Source organism: Phyllobacterium chamaecytisi (assembly GCF_020164455.1).
In the GTDB taxonomy this organism is placed as follows: domain Bacteria; phylum Pseudomonadota; class Alphaproteobacteria; order Rhizobiales; family Rhizobiaceae; genus Phyllobacterium; species Phyllobacterium chamaecytisi.
Genome location: NZ_JAIQWW010000002.1, coordinates 333136 through 349995 on the forward strand (window position 1 = coordinate 333136; position 16860 = coordinate 349995).

19 protein-coding genes are annotated in these 16860 nt (G+C 58.8%); 7 read left to right on the forward strand and 12 right to left on the reverse strand.

The genetic code is table 11. The annotated features are described in order from the left end of the window. Positions 1-38 precede the first annotated feature (38 nt). Genes LB462_RS05315 through pedA1 form a run of 3 tightly spaced genes read right to left on the reverse strand, consistent with a single transcriptional unit; the run spans position 39 to position 2790 of the window. Entirely contained in the window at positions 39-536 is a 498-nt protein-coding gene (locus tag LB462_RS05315; RefSeq protein WP_224506306.1) for a cupredoxin domain-containing protein, read from the reverse strand. 31 nt (positions 537-567) lie between these two features. After that, positions 568-1545, reverse strand: a complete 978-nt coding sequence (locus LB462_RS05320; protein ID WP_224506307.1) for a YVTN family beta-propeller repeat protein — start codon at positions 1543-1545, stop codon at positions 568-570. 24 nt (positions 1546-1569) lie between these two features. Then, positions 1570-2790: a lanthanide ABC transporter ABC transporter substrate-binding protein PedA1 gene (gene pedA1 / locus LB462_RS05325; RefSeq protein WP_224506308.1), complete on the reverse strand. Its 1221-nt coding sequence runs from the start codon at positions 2788-2790 to the stop codon at positions 1570-1572. A gap of 173 nt (positions 2791-2963) precedes the next feature. On the opposite strand from pedA1, the gene LB462_RS05330 reads away from it, so the two are divergent. Genes LB462_RS05330 through LB462_RS05350 form a run of 5 tightly spaced genes read left to right on the forward strand, consistent with a single transcriptional unit; the run spans position 2964 to position 7311 of the window. Then, the gene (locus LB462_RS05330) at positions 2964-4136 is read left to right on the forward strand and encodes a (5-formylfuran-3-yl)methyl phosphate synthase (protein ID WP_224506309.1); all 1173 of its coding nucleotides are present in this window, start codon (positions 2964-2966) and stop codon (positions 4134-4136) included. Further along, complete coding sequence (locus tag LB462_RS05335) at positions 4133-4768, forward strand: amino acid kinase family protein (protein WP_224506310.1); 636 nt, start codon at positions 4133-4135, stop codon at positions 4766-4768. Before LB462_RS05330 ends, LB462_RS05335 begins: the two co-directional genes overlap by 4 nt. Continuing rightward, entirely contained in the window at positions 4765-5313 is a 549-nt protein-coding gene (locus tag LB462_RS05340; protein ID WP_224506311.1) for a flavoprotein, read from the forward strand. The genes LB462_RS05335 and LB462_RS05340 overlap by 4 nt, the downstream gene beginning before the upstream one ends. Then, the gene (locus LB462_RS05345) at positions 5306-6706 is read left to right on the forward strand and encodes a DUF6513 domain-containing protein (protein ID WP_224506312.1); all 1401 of its coding nucleotides are present in this window, start codon (positions 5306-5308) and stop codon (positions 6704-6706) included. The genes LB462_RS05340 and LB462_RS05345 overlap by 8 nt, the downstream gene beginning before the upstream one ends. After that, complete coding sequence (locus LB462_RS05350; RefSeq protein WP_224506313.1) at positions 6703-7311, forward strand: DUF447 domain-containing protein; 609 nt, start codon at positions 6703-6705, stop codon at positions 7309-7311. The genes LB462_RS05345 and LB462_RS05350 overlap by 4 nt, the downstream gene beginning before the upstream one ends. 158 nt (positions 7312-7469) lie before the next feature. Here the strand turns inward: LB462_RS05350 and LB462_RS05355 are convergent, their stop codons facing one another. After that, positions 7470-7778: a type II toxin-antitoxin system Phd/YefM family antitoxin gene (locus tag LB462_RS05355; RefSeq protein ID WP_370637070.1), complete on the reverse strand. Its 309-nt coding sequence runs from the start codon at positions 7776-7778 to the stop codon at positions 7470-7472. Between the two features lie 67 nt (positions 7779-7845). After that, a complete protein-coding gene (locus LB462_RS05360; protein WP_224506314.1) occupies positions 7846-8916 on the reverse strand; it encodes a hydantoinase/oxoprolinase family protein in 1071 nt (356 codons plus the stop codon). A 27-nt stretch (positions 8917-8943) separates the two neighbouring features. Between LB462_RS05360 and LB462_RS05365 the strand changes: the two genes are divergently transcribed. Continuing rightward, a complete protein-coding gene (locus LB462_RS05365) occupies positions 8944-9651 on the forward strand; it encodes a HisA/HisF-related TIM barrel protein (RefSeq protein ID WP_224506315.1) in 708 nt (235 codons plus the stop codon). A 120-nt stretch (positions 9652-9771) separates the two neighbouring features. On the opposite strand, the gene fae is transcribed toward LB462_RS05365, so the two are convergent. The 7 genes from fae to LB462_RS05400 form a co-directional block, all read right to left on the reverse strand. Continuing rightward, complete coding sequence (fae, locus tag LB462_RS05370) at positions 9772-10278, reverse strand: formaldehyde-activating enzyme (RefSeq protein ID WP_112529174.1); 507 nt, start codon at positions 10276-10278, stop codon at positions 9772-9774. A gap of 153 nt (positions 10279-10431) precedes the next feature. Next, entirely contained in the window at positions 10432-11295 is an 864-nt protein-coding gene (locus LB462_RS05375) for a triphosphoribosyl-dephospho-CoA synthase (RefSeq protein WP_224506316.1), read from the reverse strand. After that, entirely contained in the window at positions 11292-12206 is a 915-nt protein-coding gene (locus LB462_RS05380) for an ATP-grasp domain-containing protein (RefSeq protein ID WP_224506317.1), read from the reverse strand. The genes LB462_RS05375 and LB462_RS05380 overlap by 4 nt, the downstream gene beginning before the upstream one ends. A gap of 41 nt (positions 12207-12247) precedes the next feature. Continuing rightward, positions 12248-13201 (reverse strand): methenyltetrahydromethanopterin cyclohydrolase, encoded by a 954-nt coding sequence (gene mch / locus LB462_RS05385; RefSeq protein ID WP_224506318.1) that lies wholly within the window; start codon positions 13199-13201, stop codon positions 12248-12250. Then, positions 13198-14337, reverse strand: a complete 1140-nt coding sequence (locus LB462_RS05390; RefSeq protein ID WP_224506319.1) for an ATP-grasp domain-containing protein — start codon at positions 14335-14337, stop codon at positions 13198-13200. The genes mch and LB462_RS05390 overlap by 4 nt, the downstream gene beginning before the upstream one ends. Continuing rightward, on the reverse strand, positions 14303-15199 hold the full coding sequence (locus LB462_RS05395) for an NAD(P)-dependent methylenetetrahydromethanopterin dehydrogenase (protein ID WP_370637071.1): 897 nt from the start codon (positions 15197-15199) through the stop codon (positions 14303-14305). Before LB462_RS05395 ends, LB462_RS05390 begins: the two co-directional genes overlap by 35 nt. 34 nt (positions 15200-15233) lie before the next feature. Beyond that, positions 15234-16199, reverse strand: coding sequence for a beta-ribofuranosylaminobenzene 5'-phosphate synthase family protein (locus LB462_RS05400; RefSeq protein WP_224506320.1), 966 nt, complete (start codon positions 16197-16199; stop codon positions 15234-15236). A 100-nt stretch (positions 16200-16299) separates the two neighbouring features. On the opposite strand from LB462_RS05400, the gene LB462_RS05405 reads away from it, so the two are divergent. Further along, positions 16300-16689, forward strand: a complete 390-nt coding sequence (locus LB462_RS05405) for a 4a-hydroxytetrahydrobiopterin dehydratase (protein WP_114431955.1) — start codon at positions 16300-16302, stop codon at positions 16687-16689. Positions 16690-16860 lie beyond the last annotated feature (171 nt).

Genomic DNA, 16860 nt, shown 5'->3' on the forward strand with positions numbered 1-16860 from the left:
GTACCTTATGCGACGACGACCTTGCCGCAAACTGACGGCTATTTGATGGTAATCGTACCCTTCATTCCCTTGTCTGCAAGGTCTGGCACGGACCAGGTGTATTTACCGGGCCGCACCGCCGTAAACTGTACATTGATCGTCCCCGGCGAGTCGAATTCGAGCCAGGCCGGCCCGCCATCCATATGCACTTCAAGATCGTTGATGACGATCTGGTTCATCCAGACATTGCGGAAAAGATCGGTGACGAATTTGTATTCAAGTCCGGCCGCGGACGTGATCTTCCAGCGATAGCCCTGTCCGGCAACCAGTTCGAAATCCTTCTGATTGACCGTGAATTCATCCTCTTTCGAACCGAGAATAAGCTCTGGCACATTCTTGCTGCCGCGCGTGATCGCCGGCGGCTTTGCCTGCATCGCCGCTTTCGGCTCCTGTGCTGCCTTGGCGTCGTCATCGTCGTCAGCCTGAGCAAAGGCAAAGGATTGAGCCAGTCCGACGCTGAGAAATGCGGCCAGCGCGAGCGTTTTATATGTTGTCATGTAGTTCCTCCCTTTGGTCTTCAGAATTACTTCAATTCGGCGATATCGCGACGCCCCATGGCAACTGCCCCACGGTGACGGATTTGATCGGCTCATCGGTTTCCGTGTCGATAAATGTGATGTCGTTCGACAACCCGTTGGTGCTGATGATCTGTTTGCCATCCGGCATGAATGCGAGCTGCCATACCCGCTGTCCGACAAGCACGTATTTTTCGACCTCGTAGGTTTCCGTATTGACCACTGCGACCCGGTTCGCAGGCCCGAGCGCTACATAGGCTTTCTTGCCATCGGCGGCGATGCGGATACCCACAGGCTGGATCTGTTCGGAGCGCAATCCCTGGATTTCGAAGGTGATCTTGTGGGTCACCGCGCGGGTCTTGTTGTCGATGACCGATACAGTGCCGCCGATTTCAGCGGATACCCAAACCTCGGAACCGTCAGGCTTGAACTCGGCAAAGCGCGGGCGCGAATCCACGAGTACATTGTCGGTGATTTCATGGGTCGACGTATCGATGAAATGCGCCATGCTCGTCGTCTCGGAGGTATTGACGATGGTCTTGCCGTCCGGGCTCACACCCATGCCTTCCGGCTCGACGCCAACCGGTATCTCGGCAACCACACCCTTGGTATTGACGTCGATCACTGTGACGAGATTGTCGTCCTCATTGGCGACATAGAGCGTCTGGCCATCCGGCGACAGGACGAAAAGCTCGGGGTCGGGACCTGACGGCAGCGATCCCACGACCTCGTTCGTGGCGGTGTCGATCATTTCGACCGTGTCGTCATCGCTGGCGCAGACATAGATGATCTTCCCGTCGGGCGAGATGGTTATGCCGCGCGGCCGTTGTCCGACATTGATCGTCTTGACCACCTCCATGGTCTTCGAATCGACCACGGTTACGGTGTTGTCTTTCTCATTCGAGACATAGACCAGATTTGCCCAGGCGGGCTGTGCAAGAAATGGCAGCGCTATGGTCGCAGCGAGCAGGCACATGTGTCGTCGTCGCATTTTGGTCCTCCCAATCCATTGTTCTTAATTAAGCTTGCACTTGGTCTCCGGCCTGTCCACGCCCAGCGTATCGAGCTCCGAGAACTGATGCAGGAAACCTTCCTGCGGCGAGGTGGAAACGACGCCGTGGCCATCGCCGATCAGGATCGGCTGGCGCAACTGCCAGTTCCAGTTGCGGAAACTGAGTTTTTGTCCCTTGAAGGCCGCTATGGAAAAGTCATCCGCCTTGATGAAAGTTTCGACCTGTTTGGGGTCGTTTCCCTTTGACCGCGTGATTGCCTCTCCCAATATTCGCACTGCAGTCCAAGCCTGCATGTCTTTCGACAGCATCCGCCGTCCCGTCGCCTTGTCGAAACGGTTCTGAATCTGTGATCCGCCCCATTGTTCGCTGGCGGGGTGCCAGCTTGAGGGAACCAGTCCGGCCGTTCCTGCCACCGGCCGCGGCGTCCAGGTCCGGTAAGGGACGTAGCTGCCGAAAACCTCGCTCTCGTCGGCGACGATGACCACATCGTGTTCCGGCAGGTTCTGGGTGAATACCGGCATCTGCTTTTGCACCTGGATGACGCCGGTATCGGTCCTGCGCGCGGTGCCCTTGTCCTCGTAAAGCCGCTCTTCGACGATCGTTGCGCCGAACCGCGTGGCGGCACGGCGGATCGCATCGGCATAGAGCTTGTCGCGGTCGTGCGAGCCATAGAGCAGCACCCATTTGCGCCATTGTTTCCAGACGAGGTATTGCGCCAGTCCGTCGGCGAGCATGCTTCGCGTCGGCGCCGTGTGGAAGACGTTCGAGCGGCATTCCTCCTCGCGCAGACTGTCATCCGTAGCGCCTACATTGAACAAGAGGACGCCGCTATCCTTGGCAAGATCGGCAATCGACAGCAATTGCTTGGCGGAAATGTCGGTCAGGATGAACTTGTCGCCGCGGGCGAGCATTTCCTTGAACACGGGCACTACGTCGGCGTCGAACTTCGTCTCGGTCACATCCAGCGCAAAACTCTGGCCCAGAAACTTGCCGGTCGTATTGTTGTCGTTGATGGCGACATTGGCGCCGGCCACGCCCTCGTCCCGGGGCGGTATATCGAGTACGGATAGTGCCAGTTGCGGTTCATAGGCGCGAAGATAGCCAATGCGCGTTTCAACCACTGGTTTTGCAGGTTTATTCGTCGCAGCCTGCTGCGCCGATGCTCCGGACACGTTGACGAACAGCAAAAAAAAGCCGAATAAAACTGAGAGAGTGTTTGGCACCGTACTCTTCATGATCATACCATTCAGACTAGCCGCCATTCACGTAACGGCGGTCGCTTAAGAACAGAGGTGCCCGTAGTGTTTTTAAACAACCCCGCCATAATCTCAACCCTCGGTGTCAACTTTTCTTTGGCGCCAGGCAAGATTTCCAATCTGTTTCGGGGGCTATGCTGATGACACAAATGCTGGCGAGCGTTCAGGATGTTCTTGAGGCGGAAATCGTCTTCCAGAATGGTGCGGATATCATCGATCTGAAGGATCCGGCGAACGGTGCACTTGGCGCGGTTGCACTGTCCAAGCTTATGGAAGTTATCGATTTTATTGCGGGAAGGCGGCCCGTCAGTGCCGCTTGCGGCGATCTTCCCATGCAACCTGAAGTCGTTCGCACAAAGGTTGAGGAATTCGCCGCAACCGGCGTGGACTATATCAAGATCGGGCTCTTCGCGTCAGGCAATTTAGCCGGCTGTCTGGAAGCGCTGAAGCCGCTTGCGTCACACAAAAAATTGATCGCGGTGCTCTTTGCCGACTACCGCGATACGTACAGCGAAAATCTGTTTGCGGAGCTCTCTTCCGCTGGTTTTCACGGCGTGATGATCGATACGGCCGACAAGTCGAAAGGGCGGCTACTCGACCACATGACACCTGACCAGATCGGCAAATTCATCAAGGATGGCCAGTCGCACGAGTTGAAGGTTGGCGTTGCCGGATCGCTCGAAGCGCCGGATATCCCGCGTCTGTTGGCCTATGCCCCGGATTTTCTCGGTTTCCGCGGTGCGCTGTGTTCAGGTCTCGATCGCACTGCGCCGATCGATGCGCAGGCAACAGCGAAGATTCGCGGCCTGATCCCCGAGGCTCTTGAGGCGAGCGCCCCTCCTGGCGTCGACTACAAGCTGCTCGCCGCGCGCGGTTATTTCCCCGATCCTGCCGAAGCCGGACTTGGAACCGACAAGATATTCGTCCGTGATTTCGTTTTGCCCGTCCATATCGGCGCCTATAGTTTCGAGCATGGCAAGGCGCAGAAGGTGCGTTTCGATGTGTCAGCCGATGTCTTGCGGGTGACGCGCAACCCGGAAGACATGCGCCACGTCGTGTCCTACGATCTCATCATGGATGGCATTCGTGCCATCGTCGCGCGCGGCCATATCGAGCTTGCCGAAACGCTGGCCGAGCAGGTAGCGGCTTTCGTTCTGGAAAATCCGCGCGTGACCCGCGTCGTCGTACGGGCCGAAAAGCTGGAGCTTGGACCCGGCGGTGTCGGTGTAGAGATCGAGCGGAAAAACGATGTGAAGAATTCATCGGCCAAGCCCCGGCCGATCCATGCGCATGGAGGCCGGAAATCCTCATGAAGCCTCTCGTCGTCAAGCTTGGAGGCAGCACGGCGGGCCATGCGGAAATGCAGCGCTGGATCGACCTTCTGGCGAGCGCAAACTTTCCGCTGGTCATCGTTCCGGGCGGCGGTCCTTTCGCCGATCAGGTGCGAACTTCGCAGAAACGTCTCGGTTATTCCGACGACGCGGCGCATGCGATGGCCATCCTTGCCATGGACCAGTTCGGCATCGCCATCGCCGAGCGGCATCCGCAATTGCGGGTGGCGCGATCAATATCGCAGATCGGCGAGGTGCTGGACGCCGGCGCAACGCCGGTCTGGCTTCCTTCATCGATGACCTTGGATGCGGTGGATATACCGTGTTCTTGGCAGATCACGTCGGATAGTTTGAGTGCCTGGTTGGCCAGACAATTATCTGCCGATACTTTGCTGCTGGTGAAGCAGACCGACGAATATACCCACTATACAACTGTGCGGGAACTTGCCGCCGTTGGCATTGTCGACAGCATGCTGCCGGACATGCTGGGCGAGGGCACGAGCCTCCATGTTGCCGGTCCCAGGATGCTTGATACGCACGATTTACCCTTGGCATCCATCCCCGGACGCAGGATCATGCGCCACAGACAGACCGAAGCCATGGGTGCGCAATGACGAGACTGCATACGCCGCGCTGGGCCTGGGCATTGACCGGTTCGGGCCATTTCTTTGTGGAAAGTTTTGAGCTGATCCGCACGCTCGAGCATTGCGATGTTTTCGTCTCGAAGGCGGCGAACGAAGTCCTGCGCATGTACAAGCTCAAGCTGGATTTTCCGGAAACGACCCGTGTCCTGCACGACAAGACGGCAAGTTCCGTTCCCATTGGCGGGTTTTACACCGGCGTCTACCACACGGCTGTGATCGCACCGGCCACATCGAACACGGTGGCAAAGTGTGTCGCCGGCATTTCGGATTCGCTCCCCACCAATGTCTATGCGCAGGCGGGGAAGTGCCTCGTGCCGTCCATCGTTTTTGCCTGCGATACGGCGCCGGAGCTTGAAACCATGGCGCCGAGCGGCATGGTCAAGGTCTATCCGCGCCCGATCGACCTGGAAAACACCGCAAAGCTCAAGACCTATGAACGAACCAGGGTCGTCGAGTCGCTGGCCGAACTCATAGAAACGATCACCGCCCGCCAGAAGGTGATTTCAGGTGGCTGAGCATCTGCTCTTCTTGACCGGGCATCTTGCCCGTGCACGGCTGGAGCGGATCCTTGCCGATCTAGGTAAGACAGCGTTTACCTACGAGATTGTCGATATCGGCGTGAAGGTCGCAGCGCTGATGACCGAGGATATCATTGCCCGCCGCCTGAAGCCGCCTGTTTTGGCGGACCGTGTCATCCTGCCTGGGCGCTATCGCGGTGATCTCGACAGTTTGAGCCAGCGTTTCGGCATTCCATTCGTCCGCGGTCCTGATGAAGTCGCCGATCTTCCCGTCTTTCTTGGGCGTGTCGGCAAGCCCATCGACCTTTCCAGGCATGACATGCGAATCTTTGCCGAAATCGTCGATGCTTCGGCGCTGTCGCTCGATGCCCTCATGCTGCGTGCAATGCATCTTGCCGCTGCCGGTGCCGATGTCATCGACCTTGGCTGCCTGCCGGAAACCCCGTTTCCGCATCTGGCCGATGCCGTTCGCGCTCTGAAAAGTCAGGGGCTCGAAGTCAGTGTCGACTCGGCCAATCTCGAAGAGCTCGAAACTGGTGCCGCGGCCGGTGCGGACTATCTCCTGAGCCTCACCGAGCATACCATCGGTCTCGCCATCAAACATGGCGTCACGCCCATTCTCATTCCTTCGAACCCGGGCGATCTCGATTCGCTCGGCCGCGCCATCGCTGCAGCTCAAGCTGCGAACATCGCCTTCATCGCCGATCCGGTGCTTGACCCGATCCATTTCGGATTTTCCGTCTCGCTCGGACGCTTTCTTGAAGCGCGCCGCCGCTGGCCGGATATCCCGATGATGATGGGCACCGGCAATCTCACCGAACTCACCGACGCCGACAGTTCCGGTGTCACTGCCCTGCTTGCGGGCATCTGCTCCGAGCTGTCGATCGGCAATGTGCTTGTCGTCAATGTCAGCCCGCATACGATCCGCACGGTCGAGGAGCACGACAGCGCGCGGCGCACCATGTTTGCGGCCAAGCAGGATCATGCCCTGCCGCGTGGCTATGATCCCGGTCTGTTGCAGGTGCACGACCGTAAGCCTTACCCGAACAGCGTCGAGGATATTGCCGCGCTGGCCGCCGACGTGCGCGACGCCAATTTCCGCATCATGACTGCACCGGATGGCGTGCACATCTTCAATGCCAAGGGTCACAGGATCGCGCAGGACGCATTTGAACTTTTTCCAACTCTCGGCGTTGAGAGTGACGGCGCCCATGCGTTCTATCTCGGTGCTGAACTCACCAAGGCGGAAATCGCTTGGAAGCTGGGCAAGCGTTACACGCAGGATGAACCGCTTTCCTGGGGCGCGGCTGTTCCTGGCAAACAACAGGACCGACTGCGGTTGGCGGAAGCGGGGCATACCTTGCGCACGAAAAAGGATAAGGCGCCGTGACCTATATCAGGGAAACTATTGTTACTACAGTCGATAGCAAAGGCGTCGCGCACATTGCGCCGCTCGGTATCATCCAGCACGAGGATGGCTGGGTGATCGCGCCGTTCCGCCCGTCGAAGACGCTCGAAAATCTCGCCGCCATTCCGTTCGCGATCGCCAATTATACCGACGACATGCTGATCTTCGCCGGTTGCCTGACCGGCCGCAAGGATTGGCGCACGGTTGCAGTGAAGAACTGCCCGGTGCCCAGATTGGAGGCAGCGCTCAGTCATGCGGTGCTCAAGGTCGTCTCCGTCGACGAGGATGCCATACGCCCGCGCCATTTTTGCAAGGTGGTTTCCGAAGCCACGCACGCACCATTCACCGGGCTCAACCGTGCCAAGGCTGCCGTACTCGAACTTGCGATCCTCGTCAGCCGCCTTTCCATGCTGCCGCCAGAAAAGATCGAGGCGGAGATCGCCTATCTCAGTATCGCGATGGAAAAAACTGCCGGGCCGGATGAATTGCAGGCCTGGTCCTGGCTGATGGAAAAGGTCAAGGATCACCAGGATGCAGCGGATGCGAAAGGCAAGGAAGCCGTGCATCATCATGGCGGTCAGATTTAGGACGTTTCGGGTTCTGGCTGAAACGCACCTCCCTCTCCGTCATCCTCGGGCTTGACCCGAGGACCCATACTTTCTGAACAAATAAGAACTCAGCGCTCAGATTTGAGCATCCCAATAGGTCCTCGGGTCAAGCCCGAGGATGACGGAGAGGGCGCGATTCAAGACCCAGGCCGGGAGCGTCCTGAACGGATTCTGATACTTGACACCGAGCGGTCTGAAGTCTCTTTCGTTGAGCGGTGCAAAGCCTTCGCAGGCTTACGTTCCGGCAGATCGCCTCTCTCCAAAGGTGAGTTGGTAAACAGCCAGCCAAGCGAAGGGACTCGGCTCAACCGTTCATATTCGCTGTAGCTGATGATCACGGCCGCCCGCTTGCCGTTACGTGTAATGACGGCGGTTTCCCCGGCAACTGCATCGTCGATGACACGTGAGAACGTTGCCTTGGCATCCCTCAATTGAATCTCTTTCATCAGGATATGCTCCAATCTGACCCTAGTGGTCCTACATAAAATAGGCCGTGACAAGAGTGCCGCAGGTCTAAGCGCTAGTCTGATTAGTTACATAAATCGACCCAAGCAACGCGACGGCCGCCGCCGGCGCTGCCTTGCTGGCGTCGTCGCGAGCTTTTTCGGTTGCAGGAATCAACGAACCGAAATCGATGTAAGGGCGATCCATGCGTTTCGCCAATTGCCTGATTTGCGGCCGTCCGATGCCCGCTCCTATGACGGGCGCAGCATGACCCAGTTTGCGGGCCACCCGGAACGCGCCGTCATGGATCATGCGCAGCTGATATTCGCTGAACCAGCGCGCAATATCGATCCATTCGTGCTCTTCAAGATCGCCGCTGTCGCGCCCGACCATCCGCGCTATGCGTTGAATGGAACCCGCGACGGTCTTTGGCAGCCGGTCCGCCGAAGGATATTTGTCATCCGCCTCGTCCAGCGTGCCGAGAATGCGGCCGAGATCAGCAGTATTGGCGAAATATTCGTTCATCAACGGCGTCATGTGTCCGCGCACCGGTACCAGTGCGGCGATGCCGATAAGCGCGGAACGGGCAAACCCCGTATAGACCAGCTCGCCGGTCAAGAGCCGCTCGGCATCGGAATATCCGTCATTCACCAGCTCGCCATCCCTGAACGCTAGAATGTCGGTCGTCGTCGAACCCATGTCGACAAACAGGCCCGTGCCTGTCAGCTTCGCAGTCAGGCTTGCGGTGGCGTGCCAGTTGGCGGAAGCGATTTCGCTGCCAAGGCTGCGCGCTGCTGTGAGATCGCAAAAGCCCGACCGTCCGGCGTAGATCAGCGTGTCCCCGGCGCCGAATTCCGTTTCGATGAAGTCCAGCAGCCCGGCAATTCCCGCGTCGCGCGAGGCGAATGTATCGGACAACTCGCCAGTCATCGTGAAGACATTGATATTGCCTTCGCCCCGCAGCGGAGCGATCTCCCGCAATGCCTCACGCGTCTGCTCCAGCCCGAGCCAGAGCGATGTCTTGAAGATTTTTGCCGAGATGATCTCGCCATCCCGGCACTGCGCCATCTTGAGATGAGCGCCGCCGATATCCCAACCGGTAATTAGGGTCTTTCCTTCGTTGGCAAATCGGGATTTCATGAGTTCTCTTATCCTCAGGTGCGACTCGTGCATATCATTCCGGTACTCGACATAAAAGATGGTCTCGTGGTGCGCGCGCGCTTGGGCGATCGCGATTCCTACCGGCCCATCGAAACCCCGCTCAGCCCAACCGCCGATATACTCGATGTCGCTGCGGGCTTGCGCAAAATCTATCCCTTTTCGGCTTTCTATGTCGCCGATCTCGATGCGATAGAGCGCCGCCGGGTAAGTTCTCTGGACAAATTGCAGCCATTATTGTCGAACGCTGATATCTGGCTAGACGCCGGTTTTAATGATCGGGAGCAACTGGAAATCGCTCTCGCGACAGATGGCATCTGGCCCGTCCTAGGCTCCGAATCCCAAATTGATCCATCGTTGCTGGAGGCCTGCCACTCCAACCCGCGTCTCGTTCTCTCGCTGGATTTCCGGGGCGACGCGTTCCTTGGTCCCCGATCAATTCTTGAAAACGCCAGCAACTGGCCATCGCGCATCATCGTCATGACGCTTGGCCGCATCGGGGCCAATTCTGGTCCCGATTTCGAGCGGCTGACAGAGATCAAGCGCCGTGCCGGACATCGTGCGGTGATTGCCGCTGGTGGCGTACGCAACGTGCATGATCTCGAGCAGTTGCAAGCTATCGGCATCTCGGCTGCACTTGTGGCAACGGCGCTGCATAGCGGTGCGCTGGCACCCGAGGCGATCTCGTCTCTGATGCGGGATGAAAATCAGGGATGAGGCAGTGGAAGAAGGGGGTGTCCCCCTTCTTCATGTCTAGAAGCCCAGACTTTTTGCCAACCGGCGCAACAGACCCTCCGGTTCCACAGAGGGTTTGCTCTGTGCGGGGTTGTCTCGTGTCTAAGCGCTGAATGGATGCTTGACTGAATCGCGCTGCGCGGTTGCTTCGGCGGCAGTCGGCTTGCCCGTCACTGCGCGCTGAAGCGCTTCCTTGGTTGCACGATAATTGAAGTCCTGGATCTTCGCGTCGTCTTCAGCTTCCCAATGAATGAAGACGCCGACGCAGATGAACAGATCATCAGCCTCGTCCGCTGGAATGGTGCCATCGGCAACACTGTCCTGAACCGCTTTAGCCACTGCATGCTGCGCAGGTCCGAACATCTGGACCGCCTGTTTGGCGCCCTTGATCGTAACCTTGTTGAACAATATCGTATTCGGCTTGCACGCCATATTCGGCGCAATAACCGCAAGAAGGGAGGTGAACCCGTCCTTGTTGTTCGTCAGTGCATTGCAGAATGCCGTCTCGACAGCGCTGCCACGCGGTCCGATCAGAAGATCGATGTGCGCGACTTCATTTCCATCGCCAATCAGCGATTCGCCAACCATAACCTTATTGATTTTTGCCACGGCCAATTTCCTCCTAAACCGTTTTCCCAATGGTTTGTCCAAAGACGCCGTACCTCGAGACACGACTCTCGATGGACAGCTATCCTTGTTCACAGCACCCTTCGAGCGGGGTCGGTTGGCCAGATAGCAGCGGACGAAATCCGCTGGGGAAATTCAAGCATTTACCTCGCCATTATGCAAGAGAGAGTTGAGTCCAAATGCAAAAAGCGTCGCGACTGTCAGGTCTGCGGAGGTTCCGGGATTGATGTTGTCGGCTTTCAATTGGGCGTCGAAAGCAAGAAGCAATTTTTCGCGCTCTTTTCCATCGTCGAGGACTTCGACGCGCGTCAGAATTTGTTGCGCTTGCTTTTGCGTTTTTCCGGCAATTGCACTGCCGTGCTTGCGGACAATATGGCTGTCTGGAAATGCCGAAAGGAAAAACAGATAGGTAAAAACGGCTGGCCACATCTCGCGCTCGCCGCGTTTCGCCGCGGCTTCGTAAGCCTTGAGCCCGCCGTCAAAAATATCGGCAAATCCGGTGACATATTGCCGCGCAATCATGTCGCGGTCCGCGGCTTCCCCCATCGCTTCCAGCAGTGACACCTCCGGGACGGTCGATACATCATGTTTGGGCGCGGAGCCGAGGCCACCGGGCTGCGCCAGCATGATCGCCGAAAAGACATCGCGCGCATCCTCGACGTCCAGTTTTTGAAGGATCGTGACGAGGCCGCCTTGCAGGTCTTCCCCACCATTTGCCGCTGCTTTGGCCAAGGGAACACATAAAAGCAGGATGCCGAGATTGGTATTGGTTCCGACCTTGCGGCGCGTCTCCCTGACGGCCGCCAGAATGCGCTGTCCGGTGGAAAGGGCAGGGTCTGTCACCGCCTGCGATGAAGCCTGCGCGCTTTCGAAAAACTGCTCGGCACTCATGCGATGGCCGTCGGCAAAACGATGCACATTACCGGGTTTCAGTGCGTCGATCTCCTGATAACAGGCGTCGATATAGGCACGCCTTATCTGCTCGCGCGTCGCGGTCACGCCGCCGGTCTCTCGTCGAGTTCGTCCTCGATCCAAGCCGCCAGAGCATTGGCGATGCAATCGGCAATGCGCACGGGTACGACGGATTGCAAACCGGTCCAGGCCGGCATGCTGTTGACCTCGAGGACAAGCAGTTTGCCGTCAGCCGCCGGGATAATGTCTATACCGGCGAAATCGGCGCCGATGGCTGCGGAAGCCGCGAGCGCGAGACTTTCCAGCTTGGCACGCAACGGCCCCTCGACAGCCTCCGCCTTCGCTCCTTTGGCAATATTGGTGATCCAGCCTTCGGCGCGGCGCGCCATCATGCCCAACACTTCGCCATCACAGGTGAAAACGCGATAGTCGCAATAAGGGGGCCCGGGGCGCGCCACGAAACGCTGCAGATAATAGACATCATCGACTTCTTCCGGCTCCGGCAGGTCCTCGATGCTGCGGATCAGGCGAATGCCTTTCCCTTGAGAGCCGAACAACGGCTTCAGCACCAGTGGACCGTGCACGAGCTCACGTTCGGCAACCAGCCGGGCATTCGCAACGCTTTCCACCGCAAAGGTTTCCGGTGTCGGCAATCCTGCCTGTGCCAGCAGGAACGTGGTGGTGGATTTATCGACGCAGCGCTCGATGGCCTTGGCCGAGTTCCATACCGGAACACCAAGATGCGCAAAAGCATGCAGGATGCCGAGACGGCGCGTAATAGCCTCGAATGTGCCCGAGGAAATCGACCGCACGATCACTGCTGCGGGCAGGGCGCCGTTCATCCGCGGGATCGCAATGCCGGAGGGATAGCGGCTGTCGAAGCCGATATCCACCAGCGGCAGCGCCAGGACATTGAACCCGAGCCTTCGCAGCGAGGCGCGCAGCTGTTTCACCTGGCGGTCGGGCCGGTCCGAAAGGATCAGTATCGTATCTGTCATGTCTGCGTCTCAGTGTCCGTGGTGAAAGTCGTTGCGATGACTCAGCCCAGGGACTGTTCCAGCATCGCGTCGTGAATTCCGCCGTGACGGAACGTATCACCGGTTTCGATCGCTGTAACGATCACCTCGGCGGGGCTGAACAGACGCGGATCGATGGCATAGAAATCCCCTTTGAACTTCTTGAAAATATCGGCAAATGGCTGGCCATGGTCGCGAGACGTATGGCTCGGCAATTGCTCCGCCAGGTTGCGCGCCGCTTCGGCGCTGCCCTTCACGAAAAGCTGGACGGTTCCGCCGTAGATGATGGCATCATTGGTCCGGCCCATGGCCTGCAGGAAGTCAGGATGCGGCGCGGGGATCGGCGCGCGGCCTGCACCGTCGACAATGTCAGCCAGCGGGAATTTGAGGTCGTGTGCCTTGTGCAGCGCGACTTCGAGCACGCGCCCGACAATCTGCACTGCGCCCGTCAGGCTTTGCGTCGGAGCATAGATGAAAGTCAGCCTGTCAGGGGCAAGCCCTGTCGCCTTCGACACTTTCTCGATGATTGCAGCGGGCGGCGGTGTCGAGGTCTCAAGCACGATCACGGACGAGTCAGCCTTGGGTTCGCGGTAGGCGATTTCCTCGAACAGCGGCTCCACCCGTGCCAGCGCACGCACGGGACCGGAACCCATGGCGAAGTACTTTTCGTGCGAGAGATTCCACCCGGCATACTGACTGGCGAGGCAGGCGAGAACCGGTTGCGACGAGCGGACATCGACCGAATAGGGCCACTTGCCCGAACTCAGCCCTGCCGACACAGTCCCAAGCCCGCCGAGGCAGATTTCGACAATACGCAGGGCGGCTTCAATGCCGCCTGGACTGTTCGCGCCCGCATCGATCAAATGCTCGCCAAGGCTTCCGCGACTGTGACTGACACCGAGCCGGTCCGCATCCTCGATCATGCTGTCGGCTATGCGTTGCGCGTTTCTGTTCAGATAGGCATGACCGTCCCTCATGGAAAATCCCCCCTCCAGTTAACCGCGAGCTCCTTGACGCGGCTCTTCACGGCGCGCATCGCTGCTGCAGCGGAGGGAGCCGTGGCAAAAACCGTGCAGACAGGGTCGCCTGCTTCAAGTGTTGTTCCTGACATCTGATGATCCGCGGTCAGCGCCGGCCAATCGATTTTCGGAAAGGCGCTGATTGCTTTCGCCGTGTAGGCGATCGCCGAAGCGGTAGAGCCCTTATAGGCGGGCAAGGTTATGTTGGATCCCATGACGGCGCGTAAGTGTTCGCGCAGCAGCGGGGTCTGGTCGCTATCGAAAATATCAAGTGTCGCGCCGGGGCGCGGATTGATCTCGATCAGATGCAGGCCGGCATCACCATCGATGAAATCGGCGCTGTTGAGGCCGGCAAGGCCGGTGCGCTTGGTCAAAGCCGTCAGCCATTCCTCGATCCGGGCTGCCTTGTTCTTGTCGTAGCGCCGCAGTCGCACCGCACCGCCATAACGAAATGGCGTGTGTTCCGAAGGCGACGACCATTGCCGGCTGAAGCCCACAATGTGCGCCTCCTGCCTGTCGGCGAGAAAGAGCGCGGAAAGGTTCCTGCCCGGAATGAAGCGCTGGAAATAATGCTCGTGTCCGGACGCATTACCATTGGCGGGCTTCACATGCGACCCACCGGCACCGCCGGCGAGCTTGGTCAGCCAGTCTTGCGGATGTTCCGGCGCATCGAAGCGAATATCGGGATGCGGTATCGAGAGCTCGGAACATAGCCGCGCCAGAGCGGACGGATCCTTCACCAGGCGGACCGTTTCTGCAGTATTGCCGGCGATCTGGAACTGGCGTGAAATCGCCTCGATCATCTCCGGTCTGCGCTCGAAGCCTGAGCCATAGATCACAGCCACCGGCTGGTCGTCGCCTGCAAGTTCAGCCAGCGCCCGGGTGATCCGCTCCTCGTCGATCCCGCTCTGCAGGCTGCCGGAAAGTTTCAATGCGCGCTCCGCCAGTGCCAGCGTATCGGCATCGTTGAAAAGGTCGGCGACCAGTGGCCGGAAACCGGCGCGCCGCGCCGCCGCTGCGAGAGAGCGTCCGGAAATCGCGGCGATCAGGATCGCGGGATTATTTGGCGAGGTCGCGAGCAAGGGTGAATGCATCCCGAAAATCAAAGATAACCGGCTTTTTCGCCTTGATCATCTGTTCAAACAAACCGGCTTGCGTCTTGTATTTGACGTTGCCGATGGAGAGTGGACCAATGCCGACAGCCTGTGTCGCATCAAGCGGCTCGCCATTGGCATTGACTTTCAAGCCCTCGATACCCGCCGGCGGGACGGCATTCACATCAGCGGCGACGAGAAGCCCGCCCGCAGAGCCGAGCTGCGCCCGCGAAATCACCTGAATGCCGGCCTTTGCCGCCGCCAGCACGACTTCCGTATCCTCGACGATTGCAGCCTTTTTGGCTTCCGTCGAGCCGTCGGCAGGCTCGACTGTTACGCCGAACCGTTGCTTGATCGACGCCGCAATTTCCTGCACGCGCTCAATGCCATCGTGACCCACGATCGTCACCCGCGCACCCTGTTCGGCCGCGATGACCGCTGTGCAGTAACCGACGACACCCGTTGCGCCGAAGACTGCCACCGAGGTTCCGTTCAATTCGCGGTCATGGTGCTTTATCAGCGCCTTTTCGACCTTGGCGACCATCGCCGCCGCCGTGGTGAACGAGCCTGCCGGATCGGCGAAAACCGATATTTCAAAGGGCGGCACCATGGCTTTCTTCGCCGCATCGAGCATGTCGAGCGCCGTCGGCGCATCCTTGCCCGCAAGGAAGATGCCTGTCGCAACACCCGCATCCGGCGGGCGCGAAAAAATCGCGTCCTGGACGAGATTGCCGACATCCGCAAGGGTGACATCCGTATAGGGGACTACGGCGTCGTAGCCTGCATCGAGCGCCATATTGACGTCGAACGGGCTCATTTGCCGAAGTGGTGTCAGCATGTGAAGGATGGTTTTGCGGCTCACTGTTTCCGCTCCTTGTTGATAATTGGCCCTGAACTTAAGCTGTTGCGAAGTTTAATGTGGTGTGCGTGATATCCGCACCCGCGTTCCTGCCCGCAACGATCTGGATGGTGGTGCCGGGCGACCGCCCGCCGATCGCATCGACAATGCGCGTCGCCTCCGTCTGCGAGGCGGCAAAGGCGAAACCCGTCGGTCCCCATGAGCTCTGGCCGATGCCAACAGCACCCGCCTGTGCCAGCTGCCGTATGGCGGCTTCGACATGCTTGCTGGTGAAGACGCCGCCCTGCGCCGGTGCAAAATAGTTGCCGATCTCGGCCTGTATCGCTTCCACAGCGCGGCCGAATGATGGGAGATCCTGCTCGATCAGCGCCGGCATGATACCCATCAGCACATGGCGGCAGATCGAAGACGAGGTTTCGACCGGGAACGGCGGTAGTGTCCGGAAGGCTTCGATCTCGGCGTCGCCATGGATGCCTTGCGTAGAGGCATCGAAGACGAGGATGATGCGCCAGGCTTCAGGAAACGGTATGCGCGAAATAACAGTGGGCGCCGCGCTGCCAGCGCCTTTTCCCGCATCGATGATCACACCACCTTCTTCGAATGCAGCAATACCGATGCCGGAGCGGGAGCCGCGTCCGAGCAGGACGGCGTCGTTGACGGCGTCGAGCGGCAGACCATGCAGCGTGCGGATAGCAGCTGCGACAGCCAGCGCGATCTGAGTGCCCGAACCCAGGCCTACATGCCGCGGGATCGCTCGCTGCACATTGATCCGGTGTTGCGCCTTGATGCCGAGATGATTGCACAAAGTCGCCACATGCTGTTCGATGCGCGCCTGTTCGTCGCCATGAACCTGTGTCTCGGTCGAACGGGAAATCGTCAGGACTGTCGCGATATCCTGCACAGGCAAGCCGACGCTGCCGAAGCGGTCGGTGCCAGAACGCGGTATATCGAGAAAGCCGAGATGAAGGCGCGCCGGGACTTTAATGGTGACGGATTCCGACATTTGCTATTCTTTACACAATCTCAAAAATCGGGCCCTGCACTATGATATCGTCTTTCGACCGAGGTGCAAGCATCATCAATCAAGAAGTGGATTATCGGCCATGACCGACGAGAAGAAGCCCAAGGAAAAGGTATATTCCGAAAGCGAAATCAACGAAAAGCTCAAGGCGGATTTGCCGCACTGGCGCTATGAGAACGGCTGGATTCGCCGCAAGTACAAGACCCATGGCTGGAAGTCGACCCTGATGGTGATCAACACCGTTGGCCACCTCGCCGAAGCCGCCTGGCATCATCCGGATTTGAAGGCCTCCTACGCATGGGTCGAGGTCCTGTTGCAGAACCACGCCGCCAAGGGCATCACCGACAAGGATTTCGAGCTCGCCAAAAAAATCGAGAGTGTCGTTCACTGGCAACCGGGCAAGGAGGCGGGATCGCTGGAAGGAACGCCGCAAACCGACCAGCGCTTCGCCTACGTTAAGTACGACGATTGAGTTGTCGTTGATGCGGGACCTCTCCGCCTTACCCTCCCCCTTGTGGGGAGGGCGAGCGAAGCGACGGGAGGGGTCTTTCTTGCTTATGTCGAAAAGACCCCTCCCTGCTGCTCCGCAGCCTCCCTCCCCACAAGGGGGAGGGAAAGGCGTTGGCGATTAATCACGTTCTTG

Bases quoted from the DNA above. Each gene is read 5' to 3' on its own strand.
- mch (WP_224506318.1), bottom strand. From the start codon at position 13,201: ATGAGGGACGGTCATGCCTATCTGAACAGAAACGCGCAACGCATAGCC.
- LB462_RS05405 (WP_114431955.1), top strand. From the start codon at position 16,300: ATGACCGACGAGAAGAAGCCCAAGGAAAAGGTATATTCCGAAAGCGAA.
- LB462_RS05380 (WP_224506317.1), bottom strand. From the start codon at position 12,206: ATGACAGATACGATACTGATCCTTTCGGACCGGCCCGACCGCCAGGTG.
- LB462_RS05330 (WP_224506309.1), top strand. From the start codon at position 2,964: ATGACACAAATGCTGGCGAGCGTTCAGGATGTTCTTGAGGCGGAAATC.
- LB462_RS05315 (WP_224506306.1), bottom strand. From the start codon at position 536: ATGACAACATATAAAACGCTCGCGCTGGCCGCATTTCTCAGCGTCGGA.
- LB462_RS05335 (WP_224506310.1), top strand. From the start codon at position 4,133: ATGAAGCCTCTCGTCGTCAAGCTTGGAGGCAGCACGGCGGGCCATGCG.
- LB462_RS05390 (WP_224506319.1), bottom strand. From the start codon at position 14,337: ATGCATTCACCCTTGCTCGCGACCTCGCCAAATAATCCCGCGATCCTG.
- LB462_RS05355 (WP_370637070.1), bottom strand. From the start codon at position 7,778: ATGAAAGAGATTCAATTGAGGGATGCCAAGGCAACGTTCTCACGTGTC.
- LB462_RS05400 (WP_224506320.1), bottom strand. From the start codon at position 16,199: ATGTCGGAATCCGTCACCATTAAAGTCCCGGCGCGCCTTCATCTCGGC.
- LB462_RS05340 (WP_224506311.1), top strand. From the start codon at position 4,765: ATGACGAGACTGCATACGCCGCGCTGGGCCTGGGCATTGACCGGTTCG.
- LB462_RS05320 (WP_224506307.1), bottom strand. From the start codon at position 1,545: ATGCGACGACGACACATGTGCCTGCTCGCTGCGACCATAGCGCTGCCA.
- LB462_RS05360 (WP_224506314.1), bottom strand. From the start codon at position 8,916: ATGAAATCCCGATTTGCCAACGAAGGAAAGACCCTAATTACCGGTTGG.